We start from the raw sequence: 26,776 nt of genomic DNA on the forward strand, positions 1-26,776 counted from the left end.
GCCGGATGAGGGCATAAACGCCTCATCCGGCCTGGCGCAACGTTTGCCAGCGTAAGTCTGGTAAACGCAATACCATCAGGCGGGGTTGTTTTATAGCAACCCCTCATCGGTCAGTGTTTCCATACATTTTTGTAATAAAAATAGCGGACTTCCTTCTACCGGCGGTTCTTTTGCTAACAGGGAAATTTGTCGATAAAAGGTGGGTTCCAGCGCCACGGAGCATAATTTTCCTGTCGTGGCTTTTAAGGTTAATTCTGGCAATAAGGCGATACCTAATTCCTGGCGAATAAAATTCAGCGCAGTATCGGGATGGTTAAATTCATATTTAAATATCGGCTCAATACCCTTTTCTTTAAACAACGCCATAATGCTTAATTCATAACGACCTTTACTGACAATAAGTGGTTCGTCCATCAGTTCTTCGACCGTTACTGTACTATTGGCCGCCAGGGGATGATTTTCAGGCACCACTACGGTGAATTTATCCCGGTAAATGGGGACGCAATACATACCGTTGACCGGAAAAGGAACGAAACCGGCATCAATACTTCCGTCCTGCAGCGAATCAATAATAGCCGTACTGTTCTCTTCATAGGGGATAATTTTTACATTTGGATGATGGCTTTCAAAATAGCGAATGACGCCGGGTAAAATGCAGGCGCAGGCGCTGGGAAAACAGCCAATCCGTAGCGTACGGGCCGGGTTCTTTTTTTCTTGTTCGGCAATCTCTTTTACCGCGTTGACGTCGCGCTGGATCGCGCGTAAGTGCCTGACGATGCGGCTACCGGCGGCGGTAAGCTCAATCTCTTTACGACGCTCACGAATCAATATATCAACGCCGAGCTCCTCCTCAAGCGCGGAGATGGCCTGGCTGACGGCGGATTGCGTCATGTATAGCCGTTTGCTGGCTTCGGTAAATCCGCCGTACTCCAGTACGGCAAGCAGGGCGTGGATTTGGGTTAGCGTCATTAGTAAAACCTAATCAATATAATTAAAACGATTAATTTTTCTAATAGAGTGCACTTGTTTATACTGCGATTCTATCGAATACATCACATTTTGACGCACCTGATAGGTGTTCAGTTGAGCTGAGCGTTGCCTGCGTGCGCCATCTGAGCGGGTCGTTAAGAATGAAAGAAAAATTATGGACGAAGGATTTTTGGGCAATCACCATAGTCAGTTTTATTATCTTTTTTGTTTTTTATGTACTGCTAACTTTATTACCCATTTATATCGCTGATCGCCTGCATGCTTCTGCAGATAAGGCCGGGCTGTTAGTGACATGTTTCCTGGCCGCGGCAATTGTTATTCGGCCATTTGCCGGACAGTGGGTGGGAAAATATTCGAATAAAAAGATTCTGGTGCTCTCTTCTCTGGCTTTTTTGGTGATTACCGCGCTGTATCCGGTTTGCCATTCTATCGAGTCGCTGCTCTTTATCCGCGTACTTCATGGGATTACGTTTGGTGTTATTACCACGGTAAAAGGAACTATTTCAGCGCGGTTAATTCCGGCCTCCCGACGTGGAGAGGGCATCAGCTTTTTCTCTTTAGCGATGGGCCTGGCGATGGTCGTCGGACCGTGGATCGGTTTGAATATGGCCCGCTGGAACGCGTTCACTGCCGCATTCTGGCTTTGTTCCGCTGTAGCGGCGTTAGGGATTGTACTTTCCCTGATTGTGACGGTCCCTCCGGTAATTCGTCATGCCGATGGTTCGAAACCGAATCTGGGTTTTGCCGCGATGTTTGACCGCGCCGCCTTGCCTTTTGCGCTGGTCACCTTTTTTATGACTTTCTCCTATGCCGGCGTGTCGGCTTTCCTGGCGCTGTATGCGCGTGAGCTGGATTTAATGGCGGCGGCCAGTAATTTCCTGCTGTGTTACGCGATTTTCCTGATGATATGCCGTACCTTCACCGGGAATATTTGTGATAAAAAAGGGCCGAAATACGTTGTTTTCCCATGCCTGTTGGCTTTTACCATCGGTCTGGTGGCGTTGGGCTACACCAATGGCAGCATCATGATGATTATTTCCGGCGGTCTCATCGGTATCGGCTACGGTTCGGTCACGCCGGTTTTCCAGACGCAAATTATCAGCTCGGTTGAACCGCATAAAATCGGCGTGGCGAATTCACTGTTCTTTAACGCGATGGACGCCGGAATGGCGATTGGCGCCTTTATCATGGGAATGATGGTTGAGTCGGTTGGCTATCGTATGATTTATGTCGCTGGCGCGGTGCTGGTGGTACTCGCTGGCGCACTGTATGCCGTGCAGATGAAAAAACGTGGCGTGATGCCTTTGGTTTCCACCAGCGAGTTGCACTGAGTTACATCTCGATTTCGATATCGCCTTTTGCCCTGCAGCAGCAGGGCAAAATCTCTCCCGGCTGGATAAACGCTAAAGGTTCCGTAATCCAGTCAACCTGGCCGGCAACCAGTCGGGTACGACAGGAGCCGCAATAACCTTCGCGGCACTGATACTCCACCTCAACGTTATGCGATTCCAGCGCGGCCAGCAGAGAAGGGTGTTCATCCTGGCACAGCAGCTGTGTGCCAGTGATACGCAGCGTGACGCGTCCCATCAGAGCTGGAAATTACTCAGATCGTCGGTATCGACTTCTGAATCGATTTGTCCGACCAGATAAGAGCTAACTTCCACTTCCTGTGGCGCGACCTGAACGTTATCGGACACCAGCCAGGTATTGATCCACGGGATTGGGTTGGAGCGGGTCTGGAACGGCAGATCCAGCCCTACCGCCTGCATACGAATATTAGTAATATATTCAACGTATTGGCACAGGATATCTTTATTCAGGCCGATCATCGAACCGTCGCGGAACAGATAGTCCGCCCACTCTTTTTCCTGCTGCGCCGCCTGCACGAACAGGTCATAACATTCCTGTTTACACTCTTCGGCGATTTCCGCCATCTCCGGGTCGTCCACGCCGCTACGCAACAGGTTCAGCATATGTTGCGTGCCGGTCAGATGCAGAGCTTCGTCACGGGCGATCAGACGGATAATTTTGGCGTTGCCTTCCATCAGTTCACGCTCGGCAAATGCGAAAGAGCAGGCGAAGCTGACGTAGAAGCGGATGGCTTCCAGCGCGTTCACGCTCATCAGGCACAGATACAGTTTTTTCTTCAGCTCACGCAGATTCACGACAACCGTTTTGCTATTAACGGTATGGGTGCCTTCACCGAGCAGATGCCAGTAGCTGGTCATCTCAATAAGTTCGTCGTAGTAGGCGGAGATCCCTTCGGCGCGCTTCTGAATTTGCTCATTGGTCACGATATCGTCAAAAACGACAGCCGGATCGTTGACGATGTTACGAATAATGTGGGTGTAGGATCGTGAGTGAATCGTCTCAGAAAACGCCCAGGTCTCTACCCACGTCTCCAGCTCCGGGATGGAAATGAGCGGCAGCAGGGCGACGTTCGGGCTACGTCCCTGAATGGAATCCAGCAGCGTCTGGTATTTGAGGTTGCTGATGAAGATATGTTTTTCGTGCTCCGGCAACGCCTGATAATCGATACGATCGCGGGAGACGTCGACCTCTTCCGGACGCCAGAAGAAAGAGAGCTGTTTTTCGATCAGTTTTTCGAAGATGTCATATTTCTGCTGGTCATAGCGTGCAACGTTGACCGGCTGGCCAAAGAACATGGGTTCCTTGAGCTGATCGTTTTTCGTCTGTGAAAAAGTGGTGTATGCCATTGAAGTGAATCCTTTATGGGATGAGCGCCGGATGGCGGCGCAAGCGCCTTATCCGGCCTACAAACCGTACAATCGTAGGCCGGGTAAGCATAGCGCTACCCGGCACTATTCATCAGATCTTACAAGCGCCGCTTTCGCAGCCATCGTCCTGAATAGAAGGCGCCAAATCGTCCTGCGCATCTTCCGCGCCGTCGCGGGTATTTTGATAGTACAGAGTTTTCACGCCAAACTTATACGCGGTGAGCAAATCTTTCAGCAGTTGCTGCATCGGCACTTTTCCTGACGGGAAACGTGACGGATCGTAGTTGGTATTGGCGGAAATCGACTGATCGATAAACTTCTGCATGATACCCACCAGTTGCAGATAACCGTCGTTGTTCGGCATCTCCCACAACAGTTCGTAAGCGTCTTTCAGATGCTCATAATCCGGCACGACCTGACGCAAAATACCGTCTTTCGAGGCCTTGATGCTGACGTAGCCGCGCGGCGGCTCAATGCCGTTGGTGGCGTTGGAGATCTGGGACGACGTTTCCGACGGCATTAGCGCCGATAGCGTGGAGTTACGCAGACCGTGGGTTTTGATCGACTCACGCAGCTGTTCCCAGTCGTAGTGCAGCGGTTCGTTGACGATCGCATCCAGATCTTTTTTGTAGGTGTCGATCGGCAGAATGCCTTTTGCATAGGTGGTTTCGTTGAACCAGGGGCAGGCGCCTTGCTCTTTCGCCAGTTCGTTGGACGCTTTAAGCAGATAGTATTGAATGGCTTCGAAGGTTTTATGCGTCAGATTATTGGCGCTGCCGTCGGAATAACGCTTACCGTTTTTCGCCAGCCAGTAGGCGAAGTTAATCACGCCAATGCCCAGCGTACGACGGCCCATTGCGCCGCGTTTGGCAGCCGGAATCGGGTAATCCTGATAATCGAGCAGAGCATCCAAAGCGCGTACTGCCAGAATAGCCAGTTCTTCCAGCTCGTCCAGAGTCTTAATGGCGCCCAGGTTGAATGCAGACAGCGTACACAACGCAATTTCGCCGTTTTCATCGTTGACATCGTTCAGCGGTTTGGTCGGCAGGGCAATCTCCAGACACAGGTTAGACTGGCGTACCGGGGCGACAACCGGATCGAACGGACTGTGAGTATTGCAGTGGTCAACGTTCTGGATATAGATACGACCGGTAGAGGCGCGTTCCTGCATCATCAGCGAGAACAGTTCGACCGCTTTCACACGCTGTTTGCGGATGCTGTCGTCGTTTTCATATTTCACGTACAGGCGTTCGAATTCGTCCTGGTCGGCGAAGAACGCATCGTATAGCCCGGGTACATCGGACGGACTGAACAGCGTAATGTCGCCGCCCTTCAGCAGGCGGGTATACATCAGTTTGTTGATCTGTACGCCGTAGTCCATGTGACGTACGCGGTTACCTTCCACGCCACGGTTGTTTTTCAGTACCAGCAGGCTTTCCACTTCCAGGTGCCACATCGGATAGAACAGTGTCGCCGCGCCGCCGCGCACGCCGCCTTGCGAGCAGGATTTCACCGCCGTCTGGAAGTGCTTGTAGAACGGGATGCAGCCGGTGTGGAAGGCTTCGCCGCCACGAATCGGGCTGCCCAGCGCACGAATGCGGCCAGCGTTGATACCGATACCGGCGCGCTGAGAAACGTATTTCACAATCGCGCTGGAGGTGGCGTTGATGGAATCCAGACTGTCGCCACACTCGATCAGTACGCAGGAGCTGAACTGACGGGTTGGGGTACGCACACCGGACATGATGGGCGTCGGCAGCGAGATTTTGAACGTAGAGACCGCATCGTAAAAACGTTTTACATAGTCAAGACGCGTTTCACGCGGGTAGTTCGAGAACAGGCAGGCCGCTACCAGAATGTAGAGGAACTGTGCGCTTTCATAGATTTCACCGGTCACGCGGTTTTGCACCAGATATTTCCCTTCCAGCTGCTTAACGGCAGCGTAGGAGAAGGTCATATCGCGATCGTGAACGATAAACGAATCCATCTGCTTGAACTCTTCTTCCGTGTAGTCTTCCAGCAGATGATTGTCGTATTTGCCAAGCTCAACCATTTTTACCACATGGTGGTAAAGTGCGGGCGGCTCAAACTGGCCGAAGGCTTTCTTACGCAGGTGGAAAATCGCCAGACGCGCAGCCAGGTATTGATAATCCGGCGCATCGCGAGAGATCAGGTCTGCGGCAGCCTTAATGATAGTTTCATGGATATCGGAGGTCTTAATCCCATCATAAAACTGAATATGCGAGCGTAGCTCGACCTGAGAAACCGATACGTTATTCAGTCCTTCTGCCGCCCAATCAAGAACGCGATGAATTTTGTCGAGATTGATGCGCTCAGTACGGCCGTCACGCTTTGTCACCAGCAGACTCTGATTCATGTGGTTTTCTACCTGTTTACCTGTCCGTGAAAGAAAAATATCCCCCCGCTTATCCACAACGCCACGTTGTGACTAACTCTGTGGATAAATACTATATATAGGGGGTAATCGATAAGTGAAACGCTATATGGTGAGTATTCTAGTAGGGATTCTTTTGAGTACAAGAGTTGATTTTGGCGTTAAATTGCGGTTGCAAAAGCGTAAGAATCGCTAAATGCGCGTCTGATAAGGCCTGGAGAGGATGTCAACAATTCATAAAAAAAAATCAAAATTTGATCGAATGCTGATTTCTTCATCGAAGAGAAAGGTTGCGCCCGATGATCTAACGCAACCCTTATAGGAAAATTCTTTGATGTCAGGCTTTTTTAGCGCGGGTATGCAACATGTAGTTAACGTCTACTCCGGGACCGAGTTTGAAAGTATTGGTTATCGGGTTGTAGTGCAGCCCGGTGATATGTTGCTCTTTCAGGACGGTTTCATCTACCCAGCTTAACAGTTCAGCAGGCTTAATGAATTTCTTCACGTCGTGCGTGCCTTTTGGCACCATGCGCAGAATATACTCAGCGCCGACGACCGCCATCAGCCAGGATTTCCCATTGCGGTTCAACGTTGAGAAGAACACCTCGCCGCCGGGTTTAACCAGTTGGGCGCAGGCGTGGACGACCGATTGCGGATCGGGAACGTGCTCCAGCATTTCCATACAGGTGACGACGTCGTATTGCTGGGCGTGTTTTGCCGCATGTTCCTCAACCGTCTCCTGCACGTACTCTACCTCAATGCCGCTTTCCAGCGCATGCAGTTTGGCGACCTGCAAAGGCTCAAAGCCCATATCCAGCCCGGTAACGGTAGCGCCTTCGCGCGCCATGCTCTCCGCCAGAATACCGCCGCCACAGCCGACGTCGAGCACCTTTTTACCGAACAGGCCGCCTGAGCGCTCAGTAATGTAGCCAAGGCGTAGAGGGTTGATGCGATGCAATGGCTTGAATTCGCCCTCCAGATCCCACCAGCGCGACGCGACGGCTTCGAATTTGGCGATTTCATTATGGTCAACGTTGTGAGCTACCGACGGTTTTTCAGTGTTCATGAGTACATGAGATTCCGCTATTGATCTATCGGGGCAGTATAGCAGGTGCAAAGTCGCTGCGTTATATCTACTGCCGTCTTTATTACGCTTTCAGCGCAAGAAGTTTTCTTGCGCGTTCTGTAAAACCGCTACCGATGTGGTGCGTGATAAAATTACAGACGCCCTCGACGTTGTTGTTTTTTAACATATCCAAAATAGTGGCATGTCCACGGTTAGAGCTGGTGATATATTCAGCGGTAAAATCCAGTCTGTAGCGAATTGCCAATAAACGTGCTGAGATCAACAGGTGTGCTTGTGAAATGTATTTATTATCGGCATATTTCACAAAAACATAATGAAAATCATGATCCAGTTTGAGGTAAGCTTGCGTATCTCGCTCTGCATTAATTTTTGCTGACTTCGATAAAATATTGCTTAATTCGACTATGACATTGTTAGCATTTTTCTCCATCGCTTCACGAATTGCGCCCTGTTCAAGGATAACCCTCATTTTGATGAGATCATTGATATCCTCGTCGGTGACAGAAAAAACAAATGTCCCACTGCGGGGAATGATGTTGACCAGGTTCTCATTATAGCTCAGCCAAATAAAAGCTTCACGAATTGGTGTTTTACTTACCATCAGAATATTTGATAGTTCATTTTCACTGATCGCTTGCCCAAGATCGAAATCGCCATGGATAATCATCTCCCTTATTTTCTCTTTAATCACCTGGGTGATGGATTTGGGTATTTCAATTGATATGTGACTAAAGTCACGCTTTAATCTATTTTTCATTTTCTTCTCCTCCATGGTTAAACCCGGCTCCATTGTAATTAATTTATTCAAAATTAACGGATCTAATATATCAGATATAAGAAAATTTACATACTTTATTGTTGTTATTGTATATTTCATTAAGTTTGCTTGCTGATATATCAGATATGACACATTAGCTTTTGAATTGTATTGTTTTTTACGTAACATCGATTCCGGTCAATACCCTTATTCATTGAATCATAAAAGGTGATGCAAAATGAGTAGTCCACAAGAAAATTTATACGATGCAATTCGTATTGTAAAAAGGAAAATCATTCCTTTGGCCTTTATTCTTTACTTTTTTAACTATATGGATCGTGTCAATATTGGGTTTGCTGCATTACGCATGAATGAATCTCTCGGTATTACGCCTGAGGATTTCGCTAATATTTCTTCTATATTCTTCATATCATATTTAATCTTTCAAATTCCGAGTAGCATTGGCTTGCAAAAGCTTGGTGCAAGAAAATGGATTAGTTCCATTATTATCGGCTGGGGAGCGGTAACTGGGCTGATTTTTTTTGCTAAAGATACTCAACATATTTTGCTGGCTCGCATTTTTTTGGGGGTATTTGAAGCTGGCTTTTTCCCGGGCATGGTTTATTATCTTGCATGCTGGTTCCCGGCTCGTGAACGCGGAAAAGTCAATAGTTTCTTCATGTTATCTATTGCTGTTGCATCGGTATTGGCTGCACCGATGTCTGGTTGGATCATCGAGCATTTGAATACCCCGGATTATGAAGGCTGGCGCTGGCTTTTTGCTATTGAAGGTATCCCTACCGTATTCCTTGGCATCCTGACATTTTATTTACTGCCTGACAGTCCAGAAAAGGCTAAATGGCTTACGCCACAGCAGATATCGGCCTTAGTTAATAAATTACGTACTGACAATGAAACCGCAGCTGCATTAAATAAAAATACCAACTCATCCTTTCTTTCCGTAATCAAAAATCCAGTTTTGCTTCAGCTTTCTTTCGCCTACATGTTGATTCAGGCGGCTGCTCTGGCGGCAAACTACTGGTTGCCGGGGTTGGTGAAGGGATTTTCAGCTGATTTTACGGATACTGACGTTGGTTTAATCATGAGTATTCCGTTTATTTTCGCTATGTTCAGCATGCCCTGGTGGGGCTGGCATTCCGATAAAAAGAATGAACGAAAATGGCATGCTGCATTACCCATGTTTCTGGCAGGCTGTGGTTTTCTGATGATTGCTCTTGTCCCCTCAATGTCGCTGAGAATGCTGGGGCTAACGTTCTATGGTGTTGGGATCCTCAGCTATTACGGACCTTACTGGGCGCTGCCTTCTGCATTATTGTCGCCGTCAGGGTTGGCTATCAGCATTGCGTTTATTAACTCATGTTCAAGTCTTGGCGGATTCCTGATTAATAAATCACTGGGATTCGTTTCTACTCATTATGGTGCGACAGGAATATTTATTGTAGAGGCAATACTTTGCTTCGCTGCGGTAGCCGTTTTGGCGTTAATGAAAATTGATGTGAAAAAAGAAAAAAGCCAACAAACAAATGTTGTATCACGAACCTGATAAATGGAGAAATTATGAAAATTACGTCTATTGAAGTTTTTGACTGTGAATTAAAAAAAAGAGATCAAACGATGTCCTCCTATAATCCAGTACTTATCCGGGTGAATACCGACTCAGGATTAAGTGGTATTGGCGAAGTAGGACTGGCCTATGGCGCAGGCGCTAAAGCTGGCGTAGGGATCATCAGAGATCTGGCGCCATTGATTGTGGGTGAAGATCCACTAAATATCGAAAAAATTTGGGAGTTCTTTTTCAGAAAGACTTTTTGGGGGATGGGGGGCGGGAACGTTTTTTATGCCGGAATGAGCGCTATTGATATTGCTCTTTGGGATATCAAAGGTAAATATTTAGGTGTACCTGTTTATCAGCTCCTTGGCGGAAAAACTAATGAAAAATTAAGAACCTATGCTAGTCAGTTACAATTTGGTTGGGGGGATAAACGCCAGATATTAGTGACACCTGATGAATATGCTGAGGCGGCGCGTGCGGCTCTTGACGATGGATATGATGCGATTAAAGTGGATCCACTCGAAATCGATCGTAATGGTGATGACTGTGTTTTTCAGAATAAAAATCGTAACTATTCAGGATTGTTACTGGCCGATCAATTAAAAATGGGGGAAGCGCGAATTGCCGCTATGCGTGAAGCAATGGGGGATGATGCTGATATTATCGTGGAAATCCATTCTCTTCTCGGTACAAACTCAGCTATTCAATTTGCGAAGGCGATAGAAAAGTATCGTATCTTTCTTTATGAAGAACCGATTCATCCATTAAATTCTGATAATATGCAGAAAGTTTCCCGTTCAACAACGATTCCAATCGCCACTGGCGAGCGTTCCTACACAAGATGGGGATACAGGGAATTACTGGAGAAGCAGTCTATTGCCGTAGCGCAACCTGATTTGTGTCTCTGCGGCGGAATTACCGAAGGAAAGAAAATCTGTGACTATGCTAATATTTATGACACCACTGTACAGGTGCATGTTTGCGGCGGTCCTGTTTCCACGGTAGCCGCGCTGCATATGGAAACAGCAATTCCCAACTTTATTATTCATGAGCATCATACCAATGCGATGAAAGCATCTATTCGGGAACTTTGTACCCACGATTATCAGCCGGAAAATGGCTATTATGTCGCGCCGGAACAGCCCGGATTGGGTCAGGAATTAAACGATGAGGTAGTGAAAGAATACCTGGCCTATGTGATTAAATAGCATCTGGTGATACTGATTATGGTTTATGCCTCCCGGCATATCCCCTAAATAATTCGAGTTGCAGGATAAAATGGTTAACCGTCTTGAACAGCGCTTGCGCTAACCCCGACGGGGCGAGGCCCAGGGATGGGCCGAGTAACTTGCCGCCAACGCACATGAAACTTGAAGTATGACGGGTATACGCGGGAGGTATTGATTTTCCAGCCTCTTCCTAGCCAGACCCCGATCTCCCCTGTGTCGCCTCTGAAACCGATCGCCGATAAACGCCGGGACCACGCTTATAAATGAAGAGAGCATGCGGCACCCGAATAAAGCATTGTCTGGCTGCATTCCGTTTACCAGTACGTGGGCGAATGTGTTATAATTTGCGACCTTTGAATCCGGGATACAGTAGAGGGATAGCGGTTAGATGAGCGACCTTGCGAGAGAAATTACACCGGTCAACATTGAGGAAGAGCTGAAGAGCTCCTATCTGGATTATGCGATGTCGGTCATTGTTGGCCGTGCGCTGCCGGATGTCCGAGATGGCCTGAAGCCGGTACACCGTCGCGTACTTTACGCCATGAACGTATTGGGCAATGACTGGAACAAAGCCTATAAAAAATCTGCCCGTGTCGTTGGTGACGTAATCGGTAAATACCATCCCCACGGCGATTCCGCAGTGTATGACACCATCGTTCGTATGGCGCAGCCATTCTCGCTGCGTTACATGCTGGTGGATGGTCAGGGTAACTTCGGTTCTATTGACGGCGACTCCGCGGCGGCAATGCGTTATACGGAGATCCGTCTGGCGAAAATCGCCCACGAACTGATGGCCGATCTCGAAAAAGAGACGGTGGATTTCGTGGATAACTATGACGGTACGGAAAAAATTCCGGACGTCATGCCGACCAAAATTCCTAACCTGCTGGTTAACGGTTCTTCCGGTATCGCAGTAGGTATGGCGACGAATATCCCGCCGCACAACCTGACGGAAGTGATTAACGGCTGCCTGGCGTATATCGACAACGAAGACATCAGCATTGAAGGGCTGATGGAACATATTCCGGGTCCGGACTTCCCGACCGCCGCGATCATCAACGGTCGTCGTGGTATCGAAGAAGCCTACCGTACCGGTCGTGGCAAAGTGTACATTCGCGCCCGCGCGGAAGTTGAAGCTGACGCCAAAACGGGCCGTGAAACCATCATCGTCCATGAAATTCCCTATCAGGTGAACAAAGCGCGCCTGATCGAGAAAATCGCCGAGCTGGTGAAAGATAAACGCGTGGAAGGCATCAGCGCGCTGCGTGACGAATCCGACAAAGACGGGATGCGCATCGTGATTGAAGTAAAACGCGATGCGGTGGGCGAGGTGGTGCTTAATAATCTCTACTCCCAGACCCAGCTACAGGTTTCCTTCGGTATTAACATGGTGGCGCTGCATCACGGCCAGCCGAAGATCATGAACCTGAAAGATATCATTTCAGCGTTCGTGCGCCACCGCCGTGAAGTGGTGACGCGTCGTACTATTTTTGAACTGCGTAAAGCCCGTGACCGCGCGCATATCCTTGAAGCTCTGGCGATTGCGCTGGCCAACATCGACCCGATTATCGAACTGATTCGCCGCGCGCCAACGCCGGCAGAAGCAAAAGCGGCGCTGATTTCGCGTCCGTGGGATCTGGGCAACGTTGCTGCGATGCTGGAGCGCGCCGGTGATGACGCCGCGCGCCCGGAATGGCTGGAGCCAGAATTTGGCGTGCGTGACGGTCAGTACTACCTGACTGAGCAGCAGGCGCAGGCGATTCTGGATCTGCGTTTGCAGAAACTGACCGGCCTGGAGCATGAAAAACTGCTCGACGAATACAAAGAGCTGCTGGAGCAGATTGCTGAACTGTTGCACATTCTGGGCAGCGCCGATCGCCTGATGGAAGTGATCCGCGAAGAGATGGAGTTAATTCGCGATCAGTTCGGCGATGAGCGTCGTACCGAAATCACCGCCAACAGCGCCGATATTAATATCGAAGATCTGATTAGCCAGGAAGATGTTGTCGTGACGCTGTCTCACCAGGGTTACGTCAAATATCAACCGCTGACGGATTACGAAGCGCAACGTCGTGGTGGGAAAGGTAAATCTGCCGCGCGTATTAAAGAAGAAGACTTTATCGACCGCCTGCTGGTGGCCAACACCCATGACACCATCCTCTGCTTCTCCAGCCGGGGCCGTCTGTACTGGATGAAGGTCTATCAGTTGCCGGAAGCCAGTCGTGGCGCGCGCGGTCGTCCGATCGTCAACCTGCTGCCGCTGGAAGCCAACGAACGTATCACCGCGATTCTGCCGGTTCGTGAGTACGAAGAAGGCGTCAACGTCTTTATGGCGACCGCCAGCGGTACCGTGAAGAAAACGGCGCTGACCGAATTCAGCCGTCCGCGTTCCGCCGGTATTATCGCGGTGAACCTCAACGACGGCGACGAGCTGATTGGCGTTGACCTGACTTCTGGCTCTGACGAAGTCATGCTGTTCTCGGCCGCGGGTAAAGTGGTGCGCTTCAAAGAAGACGCCGTCCGTGCGATGGGGCGTACCGCGACCGGTGTGCGCGGTATTAAGCTGGCGGGAGACGATAAAGTCGTCTCTCTGATCATCCCACGCGGCGAAGGCGCTATTCTGACCGTAACGCAAAACGGCTACGGGAAGCGTACCGCAGCGGACGAGTACCCGACCAAGTCTCGTGCGACGCAGGGCGTTATCTCTATCAAAGTGACCGAGCGCAACGGTTCCGTTGTCGGTGCGGTACAGGTAGACGATTGCGACCAGATCATGATGATCACGGATGCCGGTACTCTGGTGCGTACCCGTGTGTCCGAGATCAGCGTAGTGGGACGTAATACCCAGGGCGTTATCCTTATCCGCACGGCGGAAGATGAAAACGTGGTGGGTCTGCAACGCGTTGCTGAACCGGTAGATGACGAAGAACTCGACGCTATCGACGGCAGCGTGGCGGAAGGGGATGAGGATATCGCCCCGGAAGCGGAAAGCGATGACGACGTTGCGGATGACGCTGACGAGTAATGTTATTGCTGTGCGAGGGCCGGATATCCGGCCCTTTTTCTTTGCCGTTGCGGGCTACGTCATTTACCGCTACCTTAGTCACACTCTATTTACATCCTGAGGCGGAGCTTCGCCCCTTTGAAATACCTTGCTTCCTTTCGAACTACGCTGAAAGTCTCGCGCTACTTATTCAGAGCGTTAGCGTTACTCATTTGGCTCTTAATCGCCTTTGTTTCGGTGTTTTACATCGTCAATGCCCTGCACCAGCGGGAGTCTGAAATTCGTCAGGAGTTCAACCTTAGCTCCGATCAGGCGCAGCGTTTTATCCAGCGCACGTCGGACGTGATGAAAGAGCTCAAATATATCGCCGAGAACCGTTTAACGGCGGAAAACGGCGTCATGTCGTCGCGTGCGCGTGATGACAAAATGGTGGTGCCGGACTTTGAACCGCTATTTGCCGACTCAGACTGTGCGGCGATGGGCTCCGCCTGGCGTGGATCGCTGGAGTCGCTGGCCTGGTTTATGCGTTACTGGCGCGACAACTTTTCAGCGGCGTATGATCTTAACCGCGTTTTCCTGATTGGCAGCGATAACCTCTGTATGGCGAATTTCGGCCTGCGTGAAATGCCCGTGGAGCGCGATGATGCGTTAAAAGCGTTACATGAGCGGATTATGAAATACCGCAACGCGCCGCAGGAAGAAAGTGGGAATAACCTTTTCTGGATAAGCCAGGGCGCGCGTCAGGGCGTGGGCTACTTTTATGCGCTGACGCCGGTGTATCTGGCCAACCGTCTGCAGGCGCTGCTGGGCGTCGAGCAGTCCATCCGTATGGAAAATTTTTTCACGCCCGGCAGTTTGCCGATGGGCGTCACTATTATTGATGAGAACGGCCATTCGCTGATTTCGTTGACCGGTCCTGACGGCAATATTAAAGCGGAGCCGCGCTGGATGCAGGAGCGCTCCTGGTTTGGTTATACGCCAGGTTTTCGCGAACTGGTACTCAAAAAAAGCCTGCCGCCATCCTCGCTCAGTATTGTCTATTCTGTGCCTGTAGATTTAGTCCTGGAGCGTATTCGTATTCTTATCCTGAACGCTATCCTGCTGAACGTGCTGGTGGGCGCAGGGCTGTTTACGCTTGCGCGGATGTATGAGCGGCGAATTTTCATTCCGGCGGAGAGCGATGCCCAGCGTCTGGAAGAGCATGAACAGTTCAACCGTAAAATCGTCGCCTCCGCGCCGGTGGGGATCTGTATTCTGCGCACTATTGATGGTGTCAATATTCTGAGTAACGAACTGGCGCACACCTACCTGAACATGCTCACGCATGAAGACAGACAGCGCCTGACGCAAATCATTTGCGGCCAGCAGGTCAACTTTGTTGATGTATTGACCAGCAATAATACCAATTTGCAAATTAGCTTCGTCCATTCCCGCTATCGTAATGAAAACGTCGCGATTTGCGTGTTGGTAGATGTGAGTACGCGCGTCAAAATGGAAGAGTCGCTGCAAGAGATGGCGCAGGCGGCGGAGCAGGCAAGCCAGTCTAAATCCATGTTCCTTGCAACGGTCAGCCATGAATTGCGCACACCGCTGTACGGTATCATCGGCAATCTCGATCTGCTGCAAACCAAAGAGTTGCCAAAAGGCGTGGATCGTCTGGTCACGGCGATGAATAACTCCTCCAGTCTGTTGCTGAAAATTATCAGCGACATTCTCGACTTCTCGAAAATTGAGTCGGAACAGCTAAAGATTGAGCCGCGCGAATTTTCACCGCGAGAGGTGATGAATCATATCACCGCCAATTATCTGCCGCTGGTGGTGCGTAAGCAGCTCGGCCTGTATTGTTTTATTGAGCCTGACGTGCCGGTATCGCTGAACGGCGACCCGATGCGTTTACAGCAGGTCATTTCAAACCTGTTGAGCAACGCCATTAAGTTTACCGATATTGGCTGCATCGTGCTGCATGTGCGCTGTGATGGGGATTATCTCAGCATTCGCGTGCGGGATACCGGCGTCGGTATTCCGGCAAAAGAGGTGGTTCGCCTGTTCGATCCCTTCTTCCAGGTGGGAACCGGCGTACAGCGTAACTTTCAGGGGACCGGTCTGGGGCTGGCGATTTGCGAAAAATTGATCAGCATGATGGACGGCGATATTTCCGTCGATTCGGAGCCGGGCATGGGAAGCCAGTTTACGCTGCGCATCCCGCTTTATGGCGCGCAATACCCTGTGAAAAAGAGCGTGGAAGGACTCGCCGGAACCTGCTGTTGGCTGGCGGTGCGCAATACTTCTTTGTGCCAGTTTATTGAGACCAGTCTGGCGCGTAGCGGCGTTCATACGCAGCGTTATGAAGGGCAAGAACCCGCCGCAGACGATATTTTGATTGTCGATGACGCGCTGGAGCATACCTGGCAGGGGAGGGCGGCGGTCGTCTTTTGCCGCCGTCATATCGGGATTCCGTTGGAAAGAGCGCCTGGCGAGTGGGTGCATAGTGTGGCGTCGGTGCATGAGTTGCCCGCACTGTTGGCGCGTATTTATAGTATTGAGCTGGATAGTGAAGCGCTTTCCAGCGCATTGCCGACGACGGATAAAACCGCAGATTCAAATGACGATATGATGATTCTGGTCGTTGACGATCATCCTATCAATCGCCGCTTGCTGGCCGATCAATTGGGATCGCTGGGGTATCAGTGTAAGACAGCCAATGATGGCGTGGACGCTCTGAATGTGCTGAGTAAAAATGCTATCGATATTGTTCTGAGCGATGTGAACATGCCGAACATGGACGGCTATCGCCTGACGCAGCGTATCCGTCAGCTTGGGCTGACGCTGCCGGTCGTCGGCGTGACGGCGAACGCGCTGGCGGAAGAGAAACAACGTTGCCTGGAGTCCGGTATGGACAGCTGTTTGTCGAAGCCTGTGACGCTGGATGTGTTGAAACAGACGCTGGCGGTGTATGCCGAGCGGGTACGTAAAACGCGGGCATAAAAAATGCCGGATGGCGGCGTCGCCTGTCCGGCCTGTAAAAGATGAGTCGACTGGTAGGCCTGATAAGCGTAGCGCCATCAGGCTGGGTAACATAAAAGCGATTTATTCTTTGTCTGTCGGACTCAGGGTGACGGAAGAGAGATAGTTGAGCAGCGCGATATCATTCTCTACGCCCAGTTTCATCATCGCCGATTTCTTCTGGCTGCTGATGGTCTTAATGCTGCGGTTGAGCTTCTTGGCGATTTCGGTGACCAGGAAACCCTCGGCGAACAGGCGTAATACTTCGCTCTCTTTTGGCGACAGGCGCTTATCGCCGTAACCGCCTGCGCTGATTTTCTCCAGCAGGCGAGAAACGCTTTCTGGGGTGAATTTTTTGCCTTTTTGCAGCGCGGCCAGCGCCTTAGGCAGATCGGTTGGCGCACCCTGTTTGAGTACGATCCCTTCAATATCAAGATCCAACACGGCGCTCAGGATCGCCGGATTGTTGTTCATGGTCAGAACGATAATAGACAGGCTCGGAAAATGACGCTTGATGTACTTGATCAAGGTGATCCCATCGCCGTATTTATCTCCCGGCATGGAGAGGTCAGTGATCAACACATGCGCATCTAATTTCGGCAGGTTGTTGATCAATGCTGTGGAATCTTCAAATTCGCCGACAACATTCACCCACTCGATTTGTTCAAGTGATTTGCGAATACCGAACAGTACAATCGGGTGGTCATCGGCAATAATTACGTTCATATTGTTCATGTATTGGGCTACCTTGCTACAGCAAGCTTTTGACGTAGGCGTCAATGTCGCTGATATATTTTTCTATACCTGGAGCATCTTTCTCACGAATCAGATGTTCCAGCGTTTCACATAACTGCTTGCCGGGTACCAGATTAAGCATGGCAAACACCCCTTTCAGGCGGTGGGCCGTTTGGGCCAGCGCAGCGAAATCGCTGGTTGCCGCCTCAGTATACAACCTCTTAACATCATCCGGTACTGTGTCTACAAATAGCGCATAATAGCCGCTGGCATGAAGCTCGGCATTTTCATCTCCGCCGAGCGGGGAGGCGGGAATCTCTTCCTGCGCCAGCTGCTCTTCGATAAGTTGTAGTACAGCTTCCTGCATAGCATTGCTCATATTAAAGTTGACGCGCAACTGACCCGGGCCAATTTTCCGCACGCCTGACTCATCATCGCTTAAAAGCAAGCCCGAGGCAGTAAGATTAGACGGATTATCCGTTAAAAAGAGATCATATTCTTGACTTATCTGCCTTTCATCCGGCGTGATGCAGGTGGCGCCCCAGTTTTCTAACTGACGCAGTACAATCGCGCGAACCTCGTTGGACGTCACATCGACCATCACGCTCACGTCGTCCAGCAGGCGCTCTTCGACCTGAGTATGCTGATCGTGAGGAAGCATTTTGACATGAACGGTATAGCGCGTGCCCAGCGTTTCTCGCGCTTTAATGTTGAGATGACCGCCCAGTTTGCGCGCCAGTTGATTGCACAGCCAGAAGGTGAGCGGATTCGCTTTGCCGTAACGATCGCCCTGCGTTTCATTCATATACGGGAAATGCAGATTATCAATCTCGTTTAACGTTACACCTTCGCCCGTATCCAGAATACGGAAAGTCAGACGCTCCGCGATAGATTCATCCTGCTCGACTTCAAGCGTAATTTTACCCATAGCGGTCGTCGTGACGGCATACTGAATCAACAGCAGCAAAATCCGGCGCAGGGCGTCGCGATCGCCCCAGCGTTCATCGTTGCCGCTAAGATGGTTATTAATCAGCAGCTGCAGCCCTTTACGCTTAATGGCGGGCAGCACTTCCGGCACGACTTCGTCAATAAGATCCTGCAGGGAGAACAGCGTTGCTTCGCTTTTCCATGCGTCATTTTCCAGCATATTCGCCAGTTGGATTTCATCGATCATACGTACCAATACATCCGCCTGATCCGCCAGTTTCAGGCTTTCCGGCGTGGTGACTGCTGCGGCGTTAACCGCCAGTTGGCGTACGGGCTCTTTAAGCGTGTTGCTGATATTTTGCATAAAGGCGGCGCGGCCCTGCTGATTCTTCTCATACAAACGCTGCGCCTGTTTAAGCTTCTTATTCACCAGCACTTCCCGGTCCTGATCGCGAATAATAAAGATCTGCGTGCGGGGAGCGATCTGGCTGCGAAACAGACGGATCTCATACAGTTCGTTATTAATTGTCGCCTGAATCACGCCCTGATGCTGTTCCGCCATGCTGGTAATATTTTGCAGGTTAAGATGCGGCAACAGATGATCGGCGATTTTATTGCTGATCACGGTGCGGTTGCCTTCCTGATCGTAGACCAGCAGACCCAGCGGCAGCAGAGAAACGATCTCTTCATTAATGGCGCGTAAGACGCGAAGCTCATTATTCGCCGCGTTGCCGGATGTCGATTCCGTCGACCGCCCCGGCTGATGACGGAACGTGGCGTAGCCAAATAACGCCAACGCCAGCAGCCCGATGTTCAGCAGTAAAGGCAGCAAAATATTTTGCAACGTATCAAGCAAAAGCGTACCGAACGGTACCTGCCAGATCAGGCGCATTCCGGTAGAGTTAAGCGCTGAGGAGATCTCAATTTTTGAACCGTTAAAGCTAATCGTGACGCTATCAGGCGCTTCCTTTTCACTGCTTCGCCCCGTCGCCTGGGTTGCGTCAGGCTCTATCCGAAAACTGTCCAGCGGCATTCCCGGCGGGATTAAATCATTAATGGGCAGATCAAACGCCACCACGGTCGCCAGATGTCCTGGCTGATTGAAGGTCGTGCGCAGCGTAAAATAGTGACCGTTTTGCCAGGCCAGTTTTCGCAATGAGGAGAAACTTTCGCGCTCATCCAGCGCATTCGCCTGCTGCAACATCTCTGCCCGGCGGGAATCGACGATATTGCCAATAGTGGACTCTTTAAAGCCGGATGAGAGATCTTTCAACGGTAGGGTAGAGATAAGAATCAGGCTGTTATCCTGTCCGTTGAGGTAATACATTGACCACGGCACGTTTTCCGCGCCCCACAGCGTATCCAGATAAGTTGACATACGCTGCGTCATTTCCAGCGTGGCGCTGTCATGGGAACCGAAAATCAGCGCTTCAGTTTTACGTCGCGGCTTTTCAAGATAATACACATCCTGCTTCAGACGCGTTTCCTGAAGTCCTTCACCTGTCGATGGCGTAGTGGTCGCGGCGATGTTGTCATAAATTTGCCAGGTAACATACCGCCAGGTATCCACGCGTTTATGAATAGCGTGGGTGATATCGACAATTTGATAGCTTTTGTCTTTCAACCAGGCGTTGACGGCGCTCTGTACCATAACGCCCATCGTTACCAGCAGCACAATGATCAGCAATAAGAAGAAACGGGTAATGCTTCCCGGTAGAAGGGAGAATCGGGTAGAGACCGTTGTGTCAGACTGACTCATTTATGTTTACGACCTGTAAAAGCAACGCTGAAGGTGAAGGGCAGTATAAAGGGTAATGAATGAATTTCCAGACTCTTACGTCATGCCGGGCAACTTAACACGCGCTCCGTCGGCGGGACGGGAAAAGCGTACAACCTTCGCAGAACGGTACAAATATAAAGACTACTTATAAATGTTTAGCACTAAATATCAAGAAATTATTTGCTAATGTCTTACGAACGGTCGAGCAGGGGAGGGTAGTGAATAACCGTGATAGTTTTAGGCAGGTAGCATAAATCAGCCGGGTGTGTCTGAAAAAGGGTAAAAAAAACCGAATGCGAAGCATCCGGTTGAAATAGGGGTAAACAGACATTCAGAAGTGAATGACGGTAATAAATAAAGTTAATGATGATAGCGGTCACTATTTTAGTTGCGAATGAAGATTCTGTTTTATCATTCAGTGCTATGAATTTCATCAATTTAACCCGTTGATTTTAAAAGTTTTGTGAATATATTTTGTCTATTTGTGCTTATTTTTACTTGATTTTTGCTTTAAAAAAGTTCCGTAAAATTAATATTTTGAAACATCTATGTAGATAACTGTAACATCTTAAAAGTTTTAGTATCATATTCGTGTTGGATTATTCTGTATTTTTGCGGAGAATGGACTTGCCGACTGGTTAATGAGGGTTAACCAGTAAGCAGTGGCATAAAAAAGCAATAAAGGCATATAACAGAGGGTTAATAACATGAAAGTTAAAGTACTGTCCCTCCTGGTACCAGCTCTGCTGGTGGCGGGCGCAGCGAATGCGGCTGAAATTTATAATAAAGACGGCAACAAATTAGACCTGTTTGGTAAAGTTGATGGCCTGCACTACTTCTCTGACGACAAAGGCAGCGACGGCGACCAGACCTACATGCGTATCGGCTTCAAAGGCGAAACGCAGGTTAACGATCAGCTGACCGGTTATGGCCAGTGGGAATATCAGATTCAGGGCAACCAGACTGAAGGCAGCAACGACTCCTGGACGCGTGTGGCGTTTGCGGGTCTGAAATTCGCTGACGCAGGTTCCTTCGATTATGGTCGTAACTACGGCGTAACCTATGACGTGACCTCCTGGACCGACGTTCTGCCGGAGTTCGGCGGCGACACCTACGGCGCTGACAACTTTATGCAGCAGCGTGGTAACGGCTATGCCACCTACCGTAACACCGACTTCTTCGGCCTGGTGGATGGTCTGGACTTCGCGTTGCAGTATCAGGGCAAAAACGGCAGCGTGAGCGGTGAAAACACCAACGGTCGCAGCCTGCTGAACCAGAACGGCGACGGTTACGGCGGATCGCTGACTTATGCAATCGGCGAAGGCTTCTCTGTCGGTGGCGCTATCACCACGTCTAAACGTACTGCCGATCAGAACAACACCGCTAACGCTCGCCTGTATGGTAACGGCGATCGCGCCACGGTTTACACCGGCGGCCTGAAATACGATGCGAACAACATCTATCTGGCAGCGCAGTATTCTCAGACCTATAACGCAACCCGTTTTGGTACCTCTAACGGCAGCAACCCGTCCACCTCTTACGGTTTTGCCAACAAAGCGCAGAACTTTGAAGTGGTTGCTCAGTACCAGTTCGACTTTGGTCTGCGTCCGTCTGTGGCTTACCTGCAGTCTAAAGGTAAGGACATCAGCAACGGCTACGGCGCCAGCTATGGCGACCAGGACATCGTAAAATATGTTGATGTCGGCGCGACTTACTACTTCAACAAAAACATGTCCACCTATGTTGATTACAAAATCAACCTGCTGGATAAAAACGACTTTACCCGCGATGCGGGCATCAACACTGACGACATCGTAGCGCTGGGTCTGGTTTACCAGTTCTAATCAGCAAAAGATGTTGCTAAAGGGCCTACGGGCCCTTTTTTCATGCCTTATTCCGGCGTACAAATACGACGTTTTGATATACGCTTGCGTCCATTCGAATGAGGATAAACAGCGATGAAAATGACTTTTTGCCGGGCCGTGTGTCTGGCGGCGGCTTTTTTACTTATGGGTTGCGATGAGGCTCCCGAAACGACAACAGCGTCACCTGCCGCTCAGGTGCTGGAAGGTAAAACGATGGGGACCCTCTGGCGGGTGAGCGTGGTTGGCATCGATGCGAAACGCGCCGCAGAGTTACAGACTAAAATCCAGACTCAGCTTGATGCTGATGATTGGTTGCTTTCTACCTATAAAAATGACTCCGCGCTGATGCGTTTTAACCATTCACGTAGTCTTGCGCCCTGGCCGGTCAGCGAAGCCATGGCGGATATCGTGACCTCGGCGCTACGTATTGGCGCGAAGACGGATGGCGCGATGGATATCACCGTGGGCCCGCTGGTCAATCTGTGGGGGTTTGGGCCGGATCGGCAGCCGCTGCATATCCCAACACCAGCACAAATCGATGCGGCAAAAGCGAAAACAGGCCTGCAACATTTGCAGGTTATCGACAGGGCTGGACATCAGTTTTTGCAAAAAGATCTGCCGGATCTTTATGTTGATCTCTCCACGGTCGGGGAGGGTTATGCGGCGGATCACCTGGCGCGTCTGATGGAGCAGGAGGGCATTGCGCGTTATCTGGTCTCGGTGGGCGGCGCATTAAGCAGTCGCGGGATGAATGCGCAGGGGCTGCCGTGGCGCGTCGCGATTCAGAAGCCGACCGACCGGGAAAACGCGGTGCAGGCGATTGTGGATATCAACGGGCATGGCATCAGCACCTCCGGCAGCTACCGTAACTATTATGAGCTGGATGGCAAGCGCGTCTCGCACGTTATCGATCCGCAAACGGGGCGCCCCATTGAACACAACCTGGTATCGGTTACGGTCATTGCGCCAACGGCGCTGGAAGCGGACGGCTGGGACACCGGCCTAATGGTGCTTGGTACGCAAAAGGCGCAAGAGGTCGTGCGGCGGGAAGGGCTGGCGGTCTTTATGATCATGAAAGAAGGTGAAGGCTTTAAAACCTGGATGTCGCCGCAGTTCAAAACGTTCCTGGTGAGCGATAAGAATTAAAACGCAAGATTACGGGTTTTTGTGGGCGGATTTACGGACACACTGCATGTAAGCAAGCACTATGCTTAATGAAGGAGTCTATGATGAAAAAAGCGTTACTTACCGATGATGAATGCTGGCTGCGGGTGCAGGCGCGCGATGCCAGCGCGGATGGGCGTTTCGTTTTTGCGGTGCGAACTACCGGCGTTTTTTGCCGCCCTTCTTGTCGCTCGAAGCGGGCATTACGTAAAAATGTTCGCTTTTTTGCCAACGCGCAGCAGGCGCTGGACGCCGGTTTTCGCCCCTGCAAGCGCTGTCAGCCGGATAATGCGCGCGCGCAGCAACGGCGGTTGGATAAGATTGCCTACGCCTGCCGTTTACTTGAGCGGGAGACGCTGGTAACGCTGGCGTCTCTGGCGCAGGCGGTGGCGATGAGCCCGTTTCATCTGCACCGTCTGTTTAAAGCGAGCACCGGAATGACGCCGAAAGGGTGGCAGCAGGCGTGGCGCGCCCGGCGGCTGCGTGAGGCGTTGGCGAAAGGAGAGCCGATCACGGCGGCTATTTATCGCGCCGGCTTCCCGGATAGCAGTAGCTACTACCGTCATGCCGACCAGACGCTGGGCATGACGGCAAAACAGTTTCGCAAAGGCGGCGATAATGTCTCCGTTCGCTATGCGCTGACGGACTGGGTTTACGGACGGTGCCTGGTGGCGGAGAGCGAGCGGGGGATTTGCGCGATTCTCCCCGGTGATAGCGACGACGCGCTACTGGCTGAATTACACACCCTTTTCCCGACGGCCCGCCACGAACCTGCCGACGCGCTTTTTCAGCAACGGGTGCGGCAGGTTGTCGCGGCTATCAACACACGCGATGTGCTGCTCTCGTTGCCGCTGGATATTCAGGGAACCGCGTTTCAACAGCAGGTCTGGCAGGCGTTATGCGCAATTCCCTGCGGCGAAACCGTAAGCTATCAACAGCTTGCCGCGACTATCGGCAAACCCACGGCGGTACGCGCGGTCGCCAGCGCGTGCGGCGCGAATAAACTGGCGATGGTGATCCCGTGTCATCGGGTCGTGCGTCGCGATGGCGCGCTCTCCGGTTATCGTTGGGGCGTGCGTCGAAAAGCGCAGCTATTAAAGCGAGAAGCGCAAAAAGAGGAGTAGCAATGCTGGATCTATTTGCTGATGAAGCGCCCTGGCAAGAGCCCCTGGCGCCTGGCGCGGTGGTGTTGCGCCGCTTTGCGTTTCGCGCGGCGCAGTCGCTATTAGACGATATCGGGTTTGTCGCCAGTCAGTCTCCGTTTCGTCAGATGGTGACGCCGGGCGGCTACACCATGTCGGTGGCGATGACCAACTGCGGCGCGTTAGGGTGGACCACCGATCGTCACGGTTATTGTTATGCCGTGCGCGATCCGTTGACCGATAAACCCTGGCCTGCGCTGCCGTTATCGTTTGCCAGCGTATGTCGTCAGGCGGCAATCGCGGCAGGGTATGCGAGCTTCCAACCGGACGCCTGCCTGATCAATCGCTACGCGCCCGGCGCAAAACTGTCGCTGCATCAGGATAAAGACGAGCCGGATCTGCGCGCGCCTATCGTCTCAGTTTCGTTGGGGGTGCCGGCGGTTTTTCAGTTTGGCGGCCTGCGTCGCAGCGATCCGCTCCAGCGGATCTTACTGGAGCATGGCGATATCGTGGTCTGGGGCGGCGAGTCCCGGCTGTTTTATCATGGTATCCAGCCGCTTAAAGCGGGCTTTCATCCCATGACCGGTGAATTTCGTTACAATCTCACCTTCCGTCAGGCGGCTGAAAAAGAATAAAAATAAGAATTATTATTGCTGTGCAGGTGGAGTTAGTTAAACTGCGGGCTGTTATTATCGGTCCGGGTTGTATGCATGGAACTTCTTATTCTTGTCTGGCGGCAGTACCGCTGGCCATTTATTAGCGTGATGGCGCTGAGCCTCGCCAGCGCGGCGCTGGGGATTGGCCTGATCGCGTTTATCAATCAGCGCCTGATTGAAACGGTGGACACCACCGTCATGGTGCTGCCGGAATTTCTCGGTCTGCTCCTGTTACTAATGGTCGTCACATTAGGTTCCCAACTGGCGCTCACCACTCTGGGACACCATTTCGTTTACCGCCTGCGCAGCGAATTTATCAAGCGCATTCTGGATACGCACGTTGAACGCATTGAGCAACTGGGCAGCGCCTCTTTACTGGCCGGTCTGACCAGCGATATTCGCAATATTACTATCGCCTTTGTGCGTCTGCCTGAGCTGGTGCAGGGCATTATCCTCACCGTCGGCTCGGCGGCGTATCTGGCGATGCTATCGACAAAAATGCTGCTGGTTACGGCTATCTGGATGGCGGTCACTATCTGGGGCGGATTCGTGCTGGTGGCGCGGGTTTACCAGCATATGGCGACCCTGCGCGAGACCGAAGATAAGCTGTACAACGACTATCAGACGGTGCTGGAAGGACGCAAAGAGCTGACGCTAAACCGCGAGCGTGCGGAGCAGATTTTTCAGCAATGCTATATCCCGGACGCCAAAGAGTATCGTCATCACATTATCCGTGCCGATACTTTTCACCTGAGCGCCGTCAACTGGTCGAATATCATGATGCTGGGGGCGATAGGCCTGGTCTTCTGGATGGCGAATAGTCTCGGCTGGGCGGATACCAACGTTGCGGCGACCTATTCACTGACGTTGCTGTTCCTGCGCACGCCGCTGCTGTCTGCGGTGGGGGCGTTGCCAACGCTACTGACCGCCCAGGTGGCGTTTAATAAACTGAATAAATTCGCGCTCGCCCCGTATAAGCCTGATTTTCCGCAGCCGAAAGCCTTTCCCGACTGGAAGACGCTGGAGCTGCGCAATGTGGTTTTCCACTATCAGGATAACGCGTTTTCCGTGGGGCCCATCAACCTGACGATTCACCGCGGCGAACTGCTGTTTTTAATTGGCGGCAACGGTAGCGGGAAATCGACGCTGGCCATGTTATTGACCGGTTTATACCAGCCGCAATCGGGAACGATTTTACTTGATGGTCAACCTATTGCCGCCGGACAGCCGGAAGATTATCGCAAACTGTTTTCTGCGGTGTTCACCGATGTGTGGTTATTCGACCGCCTGCTGGGGCCGCAGGGGAAACCCGCCAATCCCGCTCTGGTCGAAAAGTGGCTTGAGCACCTGAAAATGACGCACAAGCTGGAGCTAAACGACGGGCGCATTTTGAATCTTAAACTGTCGAAAGGGCAAAAAAAGCGCATTGCGCTGCTGCTGGCGCTGGCGGAAGAGCGCGATATTATTTTGCTGGATGAGTGGGCCGCCGATCAGGACCCGCATTTCCGCCGGGAGTTTTATCAGGTACTGTTGCCGTTAATGCAGGAAATGGGCAAAACCATTTTCGCCATCAGCCATGATGATCACTATTTTATTCACGCCGATCGTCTGCTTGAAATGCGTAACGGGCAGTTAACCGAACTCACCGGCGACGAACGTGATGCCGCCTCGCGTGATGCGGTTGCGCGTACTGCGTAATGGACTATGGCGCCGGATGAACCGCCTGATGGC

At 51.2% G+C, this 26,776-nt stretch carries 18 protein-coding genes; 10 read left to right on the forward strand and 8 right to left on the reverse strand.

The features are described from left to right. Positions 1 to 90 precede the first annotated feature (90 nt). Positions 91 to 969, reverse strand: a complete 879-nt coding sequence (locus tag EOS98_RS07620) for a LysR family transcriptional regulator (protein ID WP_126523949.1) — start codon at positions 967 to 969, stop codon at positions 91 to 93. Between the two features lie 161 nt (positions 970 to 1,130). Here EOS98_RS07620 and EOS98_RS07625 point away from each other — a divergent pair, with 161 nt between their 5' ends. Further along, complete coding sequence (locus EOS98_RS07625) at positions 1,131 to 2,321, forward strand: MFS transporter (protein ID WP_000660247.1); 1,191 nt, start codon at positions 1,131 to 1,133, stop codon at positions 2,319 to 2,321. 1 nt (position 2,322) lies between these two features. Here the strand turns inward: EOS98_RS07625 and yfaE are convergent, their stop codons facing one another. From yfaE to EOS98_RS07650, 5 genes are all read right to left on the reverse strand, one after another. After that, complete coding sequence (yfaE, locus tag EOS98_RS07630; protein WP_000533921.1) at positions 2,323 to 2,577, reverse strand: ferredoxin-like diferric-tyrosyl radical cofactor maintenance protein YfaE; 255 nt, start codon at positions 2,575 to 2,577, stop codon at positions 2,323 to 2,325. After that, the gene (nrdB, locus tag EOS98_RS07635; protein ID WP_000332030.1) at positions 2,577 to 3,707 is read right to left on the reverse strand and encodes a class Ia ribonucleoside-diphosphate reductase subunit beta; all 1,131 of its coding nucleotides are present in this window, start codon (positions 3,705 to 3,707) and stop codon (positions 2,577 to 2,579) included. Before nrdB ends, yfaE begins: the two co-directional genes overlap by 1 nt. A gap of 112 nt (positions 3,708 to 3,819) precedes the next feature. Further along, on the reverse strand, positions 3,820 to 6,105 hold the full coding sequence (gene nrdA, locus EOS98_RS07640; protein ID WP_001076494.1) for a class 1a ribonucleoside-diphosphate reductase subunit alpha: 2,286 nt from the start codon (positions 6,103 to 6,105) through the stop codon (positions 3,820 to 3,822). Between the two features lie 355 nt (positions 6,106 to 6,460). Continuing rightward, positions 6,461 to 7,189, reverse strand: a complete 729-nt coding sequence (gene ubiG / locus EOS98_RS07645; protein ID WP_001091009.1) for a bifunctional 2-polyprenyl-6-hydroxyphenol methylase/3-demethylubiquinol 3-O-methyltransferase UbiG — start codon at positions 7,187 to 7,189, stop codon at positions 6,461 to 6,463. Between the two features lie 82 nt (positions 7,190 to 7,271). Then, entirely contained in the window at positions 7,272 to 8,156 is an 885-nt protein-coding gene (locus EOS98_RS07650) for a GntR family transcriptional regulator (protein ID WP_000944714.1), read from the reverse strand. 49 nt (positions 8,157 to 8,205) lie between these two features. Here EOS98_RS07650 and EOS98_RS07655 point away from each other — a divergent pair, with 49 nt between their 5' ends. The 4 genes from EOS98_RS07655 to rcsC all read left to right on the forward strand — a co-directional run bounded on the left by EOS98_RS07655 (position 8,206) and on the right by rcsC (position 16,758). Further along, a complete protein-coding gene (locus EOS98_RS07655) occupies positions 8,206 to 9,531 on the forward strand; it encodes an MFS transporter (RefSeq protein WP_000098078.1) in 1,326 nt (441 codons plus the stop codon). Positions 9,532 to 9,545: 14 nt separating this feature from the next. Next, on the forward strand, positions 9,546 to 10,748 hold the full coding sequence (locus EOS98_RS07660; RefSeq protein WP_000705581.1) for a mandelate racemase/muconate lactonizing enzyme family protein: 1,203 nt from the start codon (positions 9,546 to 9,548) through the stop codon (positions 10,746 to 10,748). A gap of 409 nt (positions 10,749 to 11,157) precedes the next feature. Continuing rightward, positions 11,158 to 13,794 carry a DNA topoisomerase (ATP-hydrolyzing) subunit A gene (gene gyrA, locus EOS98_RS07665; RefSeq protein ID WP_001281271.1) on the forward strand — a complete coding sequence of 879 codons (2,637 nt, stop codon included), beginning with the start codon at positions 11,158 to 11,160 and terminating at the stop codon, positions 13,792 to 13,794. Positions 13,795 to 13,911: 117 nt separating this feature from the next. After that, entirely contained in the window at positions 13,912 to 16,758 is a 2,847-nt protein-coding gene (rcsC, locus tag EOS98_RS07670; RefSeq protein WP_000876084.1) for a two-component system sensor histidine kinase RcsC, read from the forward strand. A gap of 102 nt (positions 16,759 to 16,860) precedes the next feature. Here the strand turns inward: rcsC and rcsB are convergent, their stop codons facing one another. Beyond that, complete coding sequence (rcsB, locus tag EOS98_RS07675; RefSeq protein WP_001061919.1) at positions 16,861 to 17,511, reverse strand: response regulator transcription factor RcsB; 651 nt, start codon at positions 17,509 to 17,511, stop codon at positions 16,861 to 16,863. 16 nt (positions 17,512 to 17,527) lie between these two features. Beyond that, positions 17,528 to 20,197: a phosphotransferase RcsD gene (rcsD, locus tag EOS98_RS07680; RefSeq protein WP_000083201.1), complete on the reverse strand. Its 2,670-nt coding sequence runs from the start codon at positions 20,195 to 20,197 to the stop codon at positions 17,528 to 17,530. A gap of 728 nt (positions 20,198 to 20,925) precedes the next feature. On the opposite strand from rcsD, the gene EOS98_RS07685 reads away from it, so the two are divergent. The 5 genes from EOS98_RS07685 to EOS98_RS07705 all read left to right on the forward strand — a co-directional run bounded on the left by EOS98_RS07685 (position 20,926) and on the right by EOS98_RS07705 (position 26,743). Next, positions 20,926 to 22,062, forward strand: a complete 1,137-nt coding sequence (locus tag EOS98_RS07685; protein ID WP_000865526.1) for a porin OmpC — start codon at positions 20,926 to 20,928, stop codon at positions 22,060 to 22,062. 114 nt (positions 22,063 to 22,176) lie between these two features. Continuing rightward, the gene (gene apbE, locus EOS98_RS07690; RefSeq protein ID WP_000784304.1) at positions 22,177 to 23,229 is read left to right on the forward strand and encodes an FAD:protein FMN transferase ApbE; all 1,053 of its coding nucleotides are present in this window, start codon (positions 22,177 to 22,179) and stop codon (positions 23,227 to 23,229) included. A gap of 80 nt (positions 23,230 to 23,309) precedes the next feature. Then, the gene (gene ada, locus EOS98_RS07695) at positions 23,310 to 24,371 is read left to right on the forward strand and encodes a bifunctional DNA-binding transcriptional regulator/O6-methylguanine-DNA methyltransferase Ada (RefSeq protein WP_126523950.1); all 1,062 of its coding nucleotides are present in this window, start codon (positions 23,310 to 23,312) and stop codon (positions 24,369 to 24,371) included. A gap of 2 nt (positions 24,372 to 24,373) precedes the next feature. Beyond that, complete coding sequence (alkB, locus tag EOS98_RS07700; RefSeq protein WP_000884991.1) at positions 24,374 to 25,024, forward strand: DNA oxidative demethylase AlkB; 651 nt, start codon at positions 24,374 to 24,376, stop codon at positions 25,022 to 25,024. Positions 25,025 to 25,099: 75 nt separating this feature from the next. Next, entirely contained in the window at positions 25,100 to 26,743 is a 1,644-nt protein-coding gene (locus EOS98_RS07705) for a multidrug ABC transporter permease/ATP-binding protein (RefSeq protein WP_000421584.1), read from the forward strand. Positions 26,744 to 26,776 lie beyond the last annotated feature (33 nt).

The sequence above is a fragment of the Salmonella sp. SSDFZ69 genome (assembly GCF_004010755.1).
Lineage (GTDB): Bacteria > Pseudomonadota > Gammaproteobacteria > Enterobacterales > Enterobacteriaceae > Salmonella > Salmonella enterica.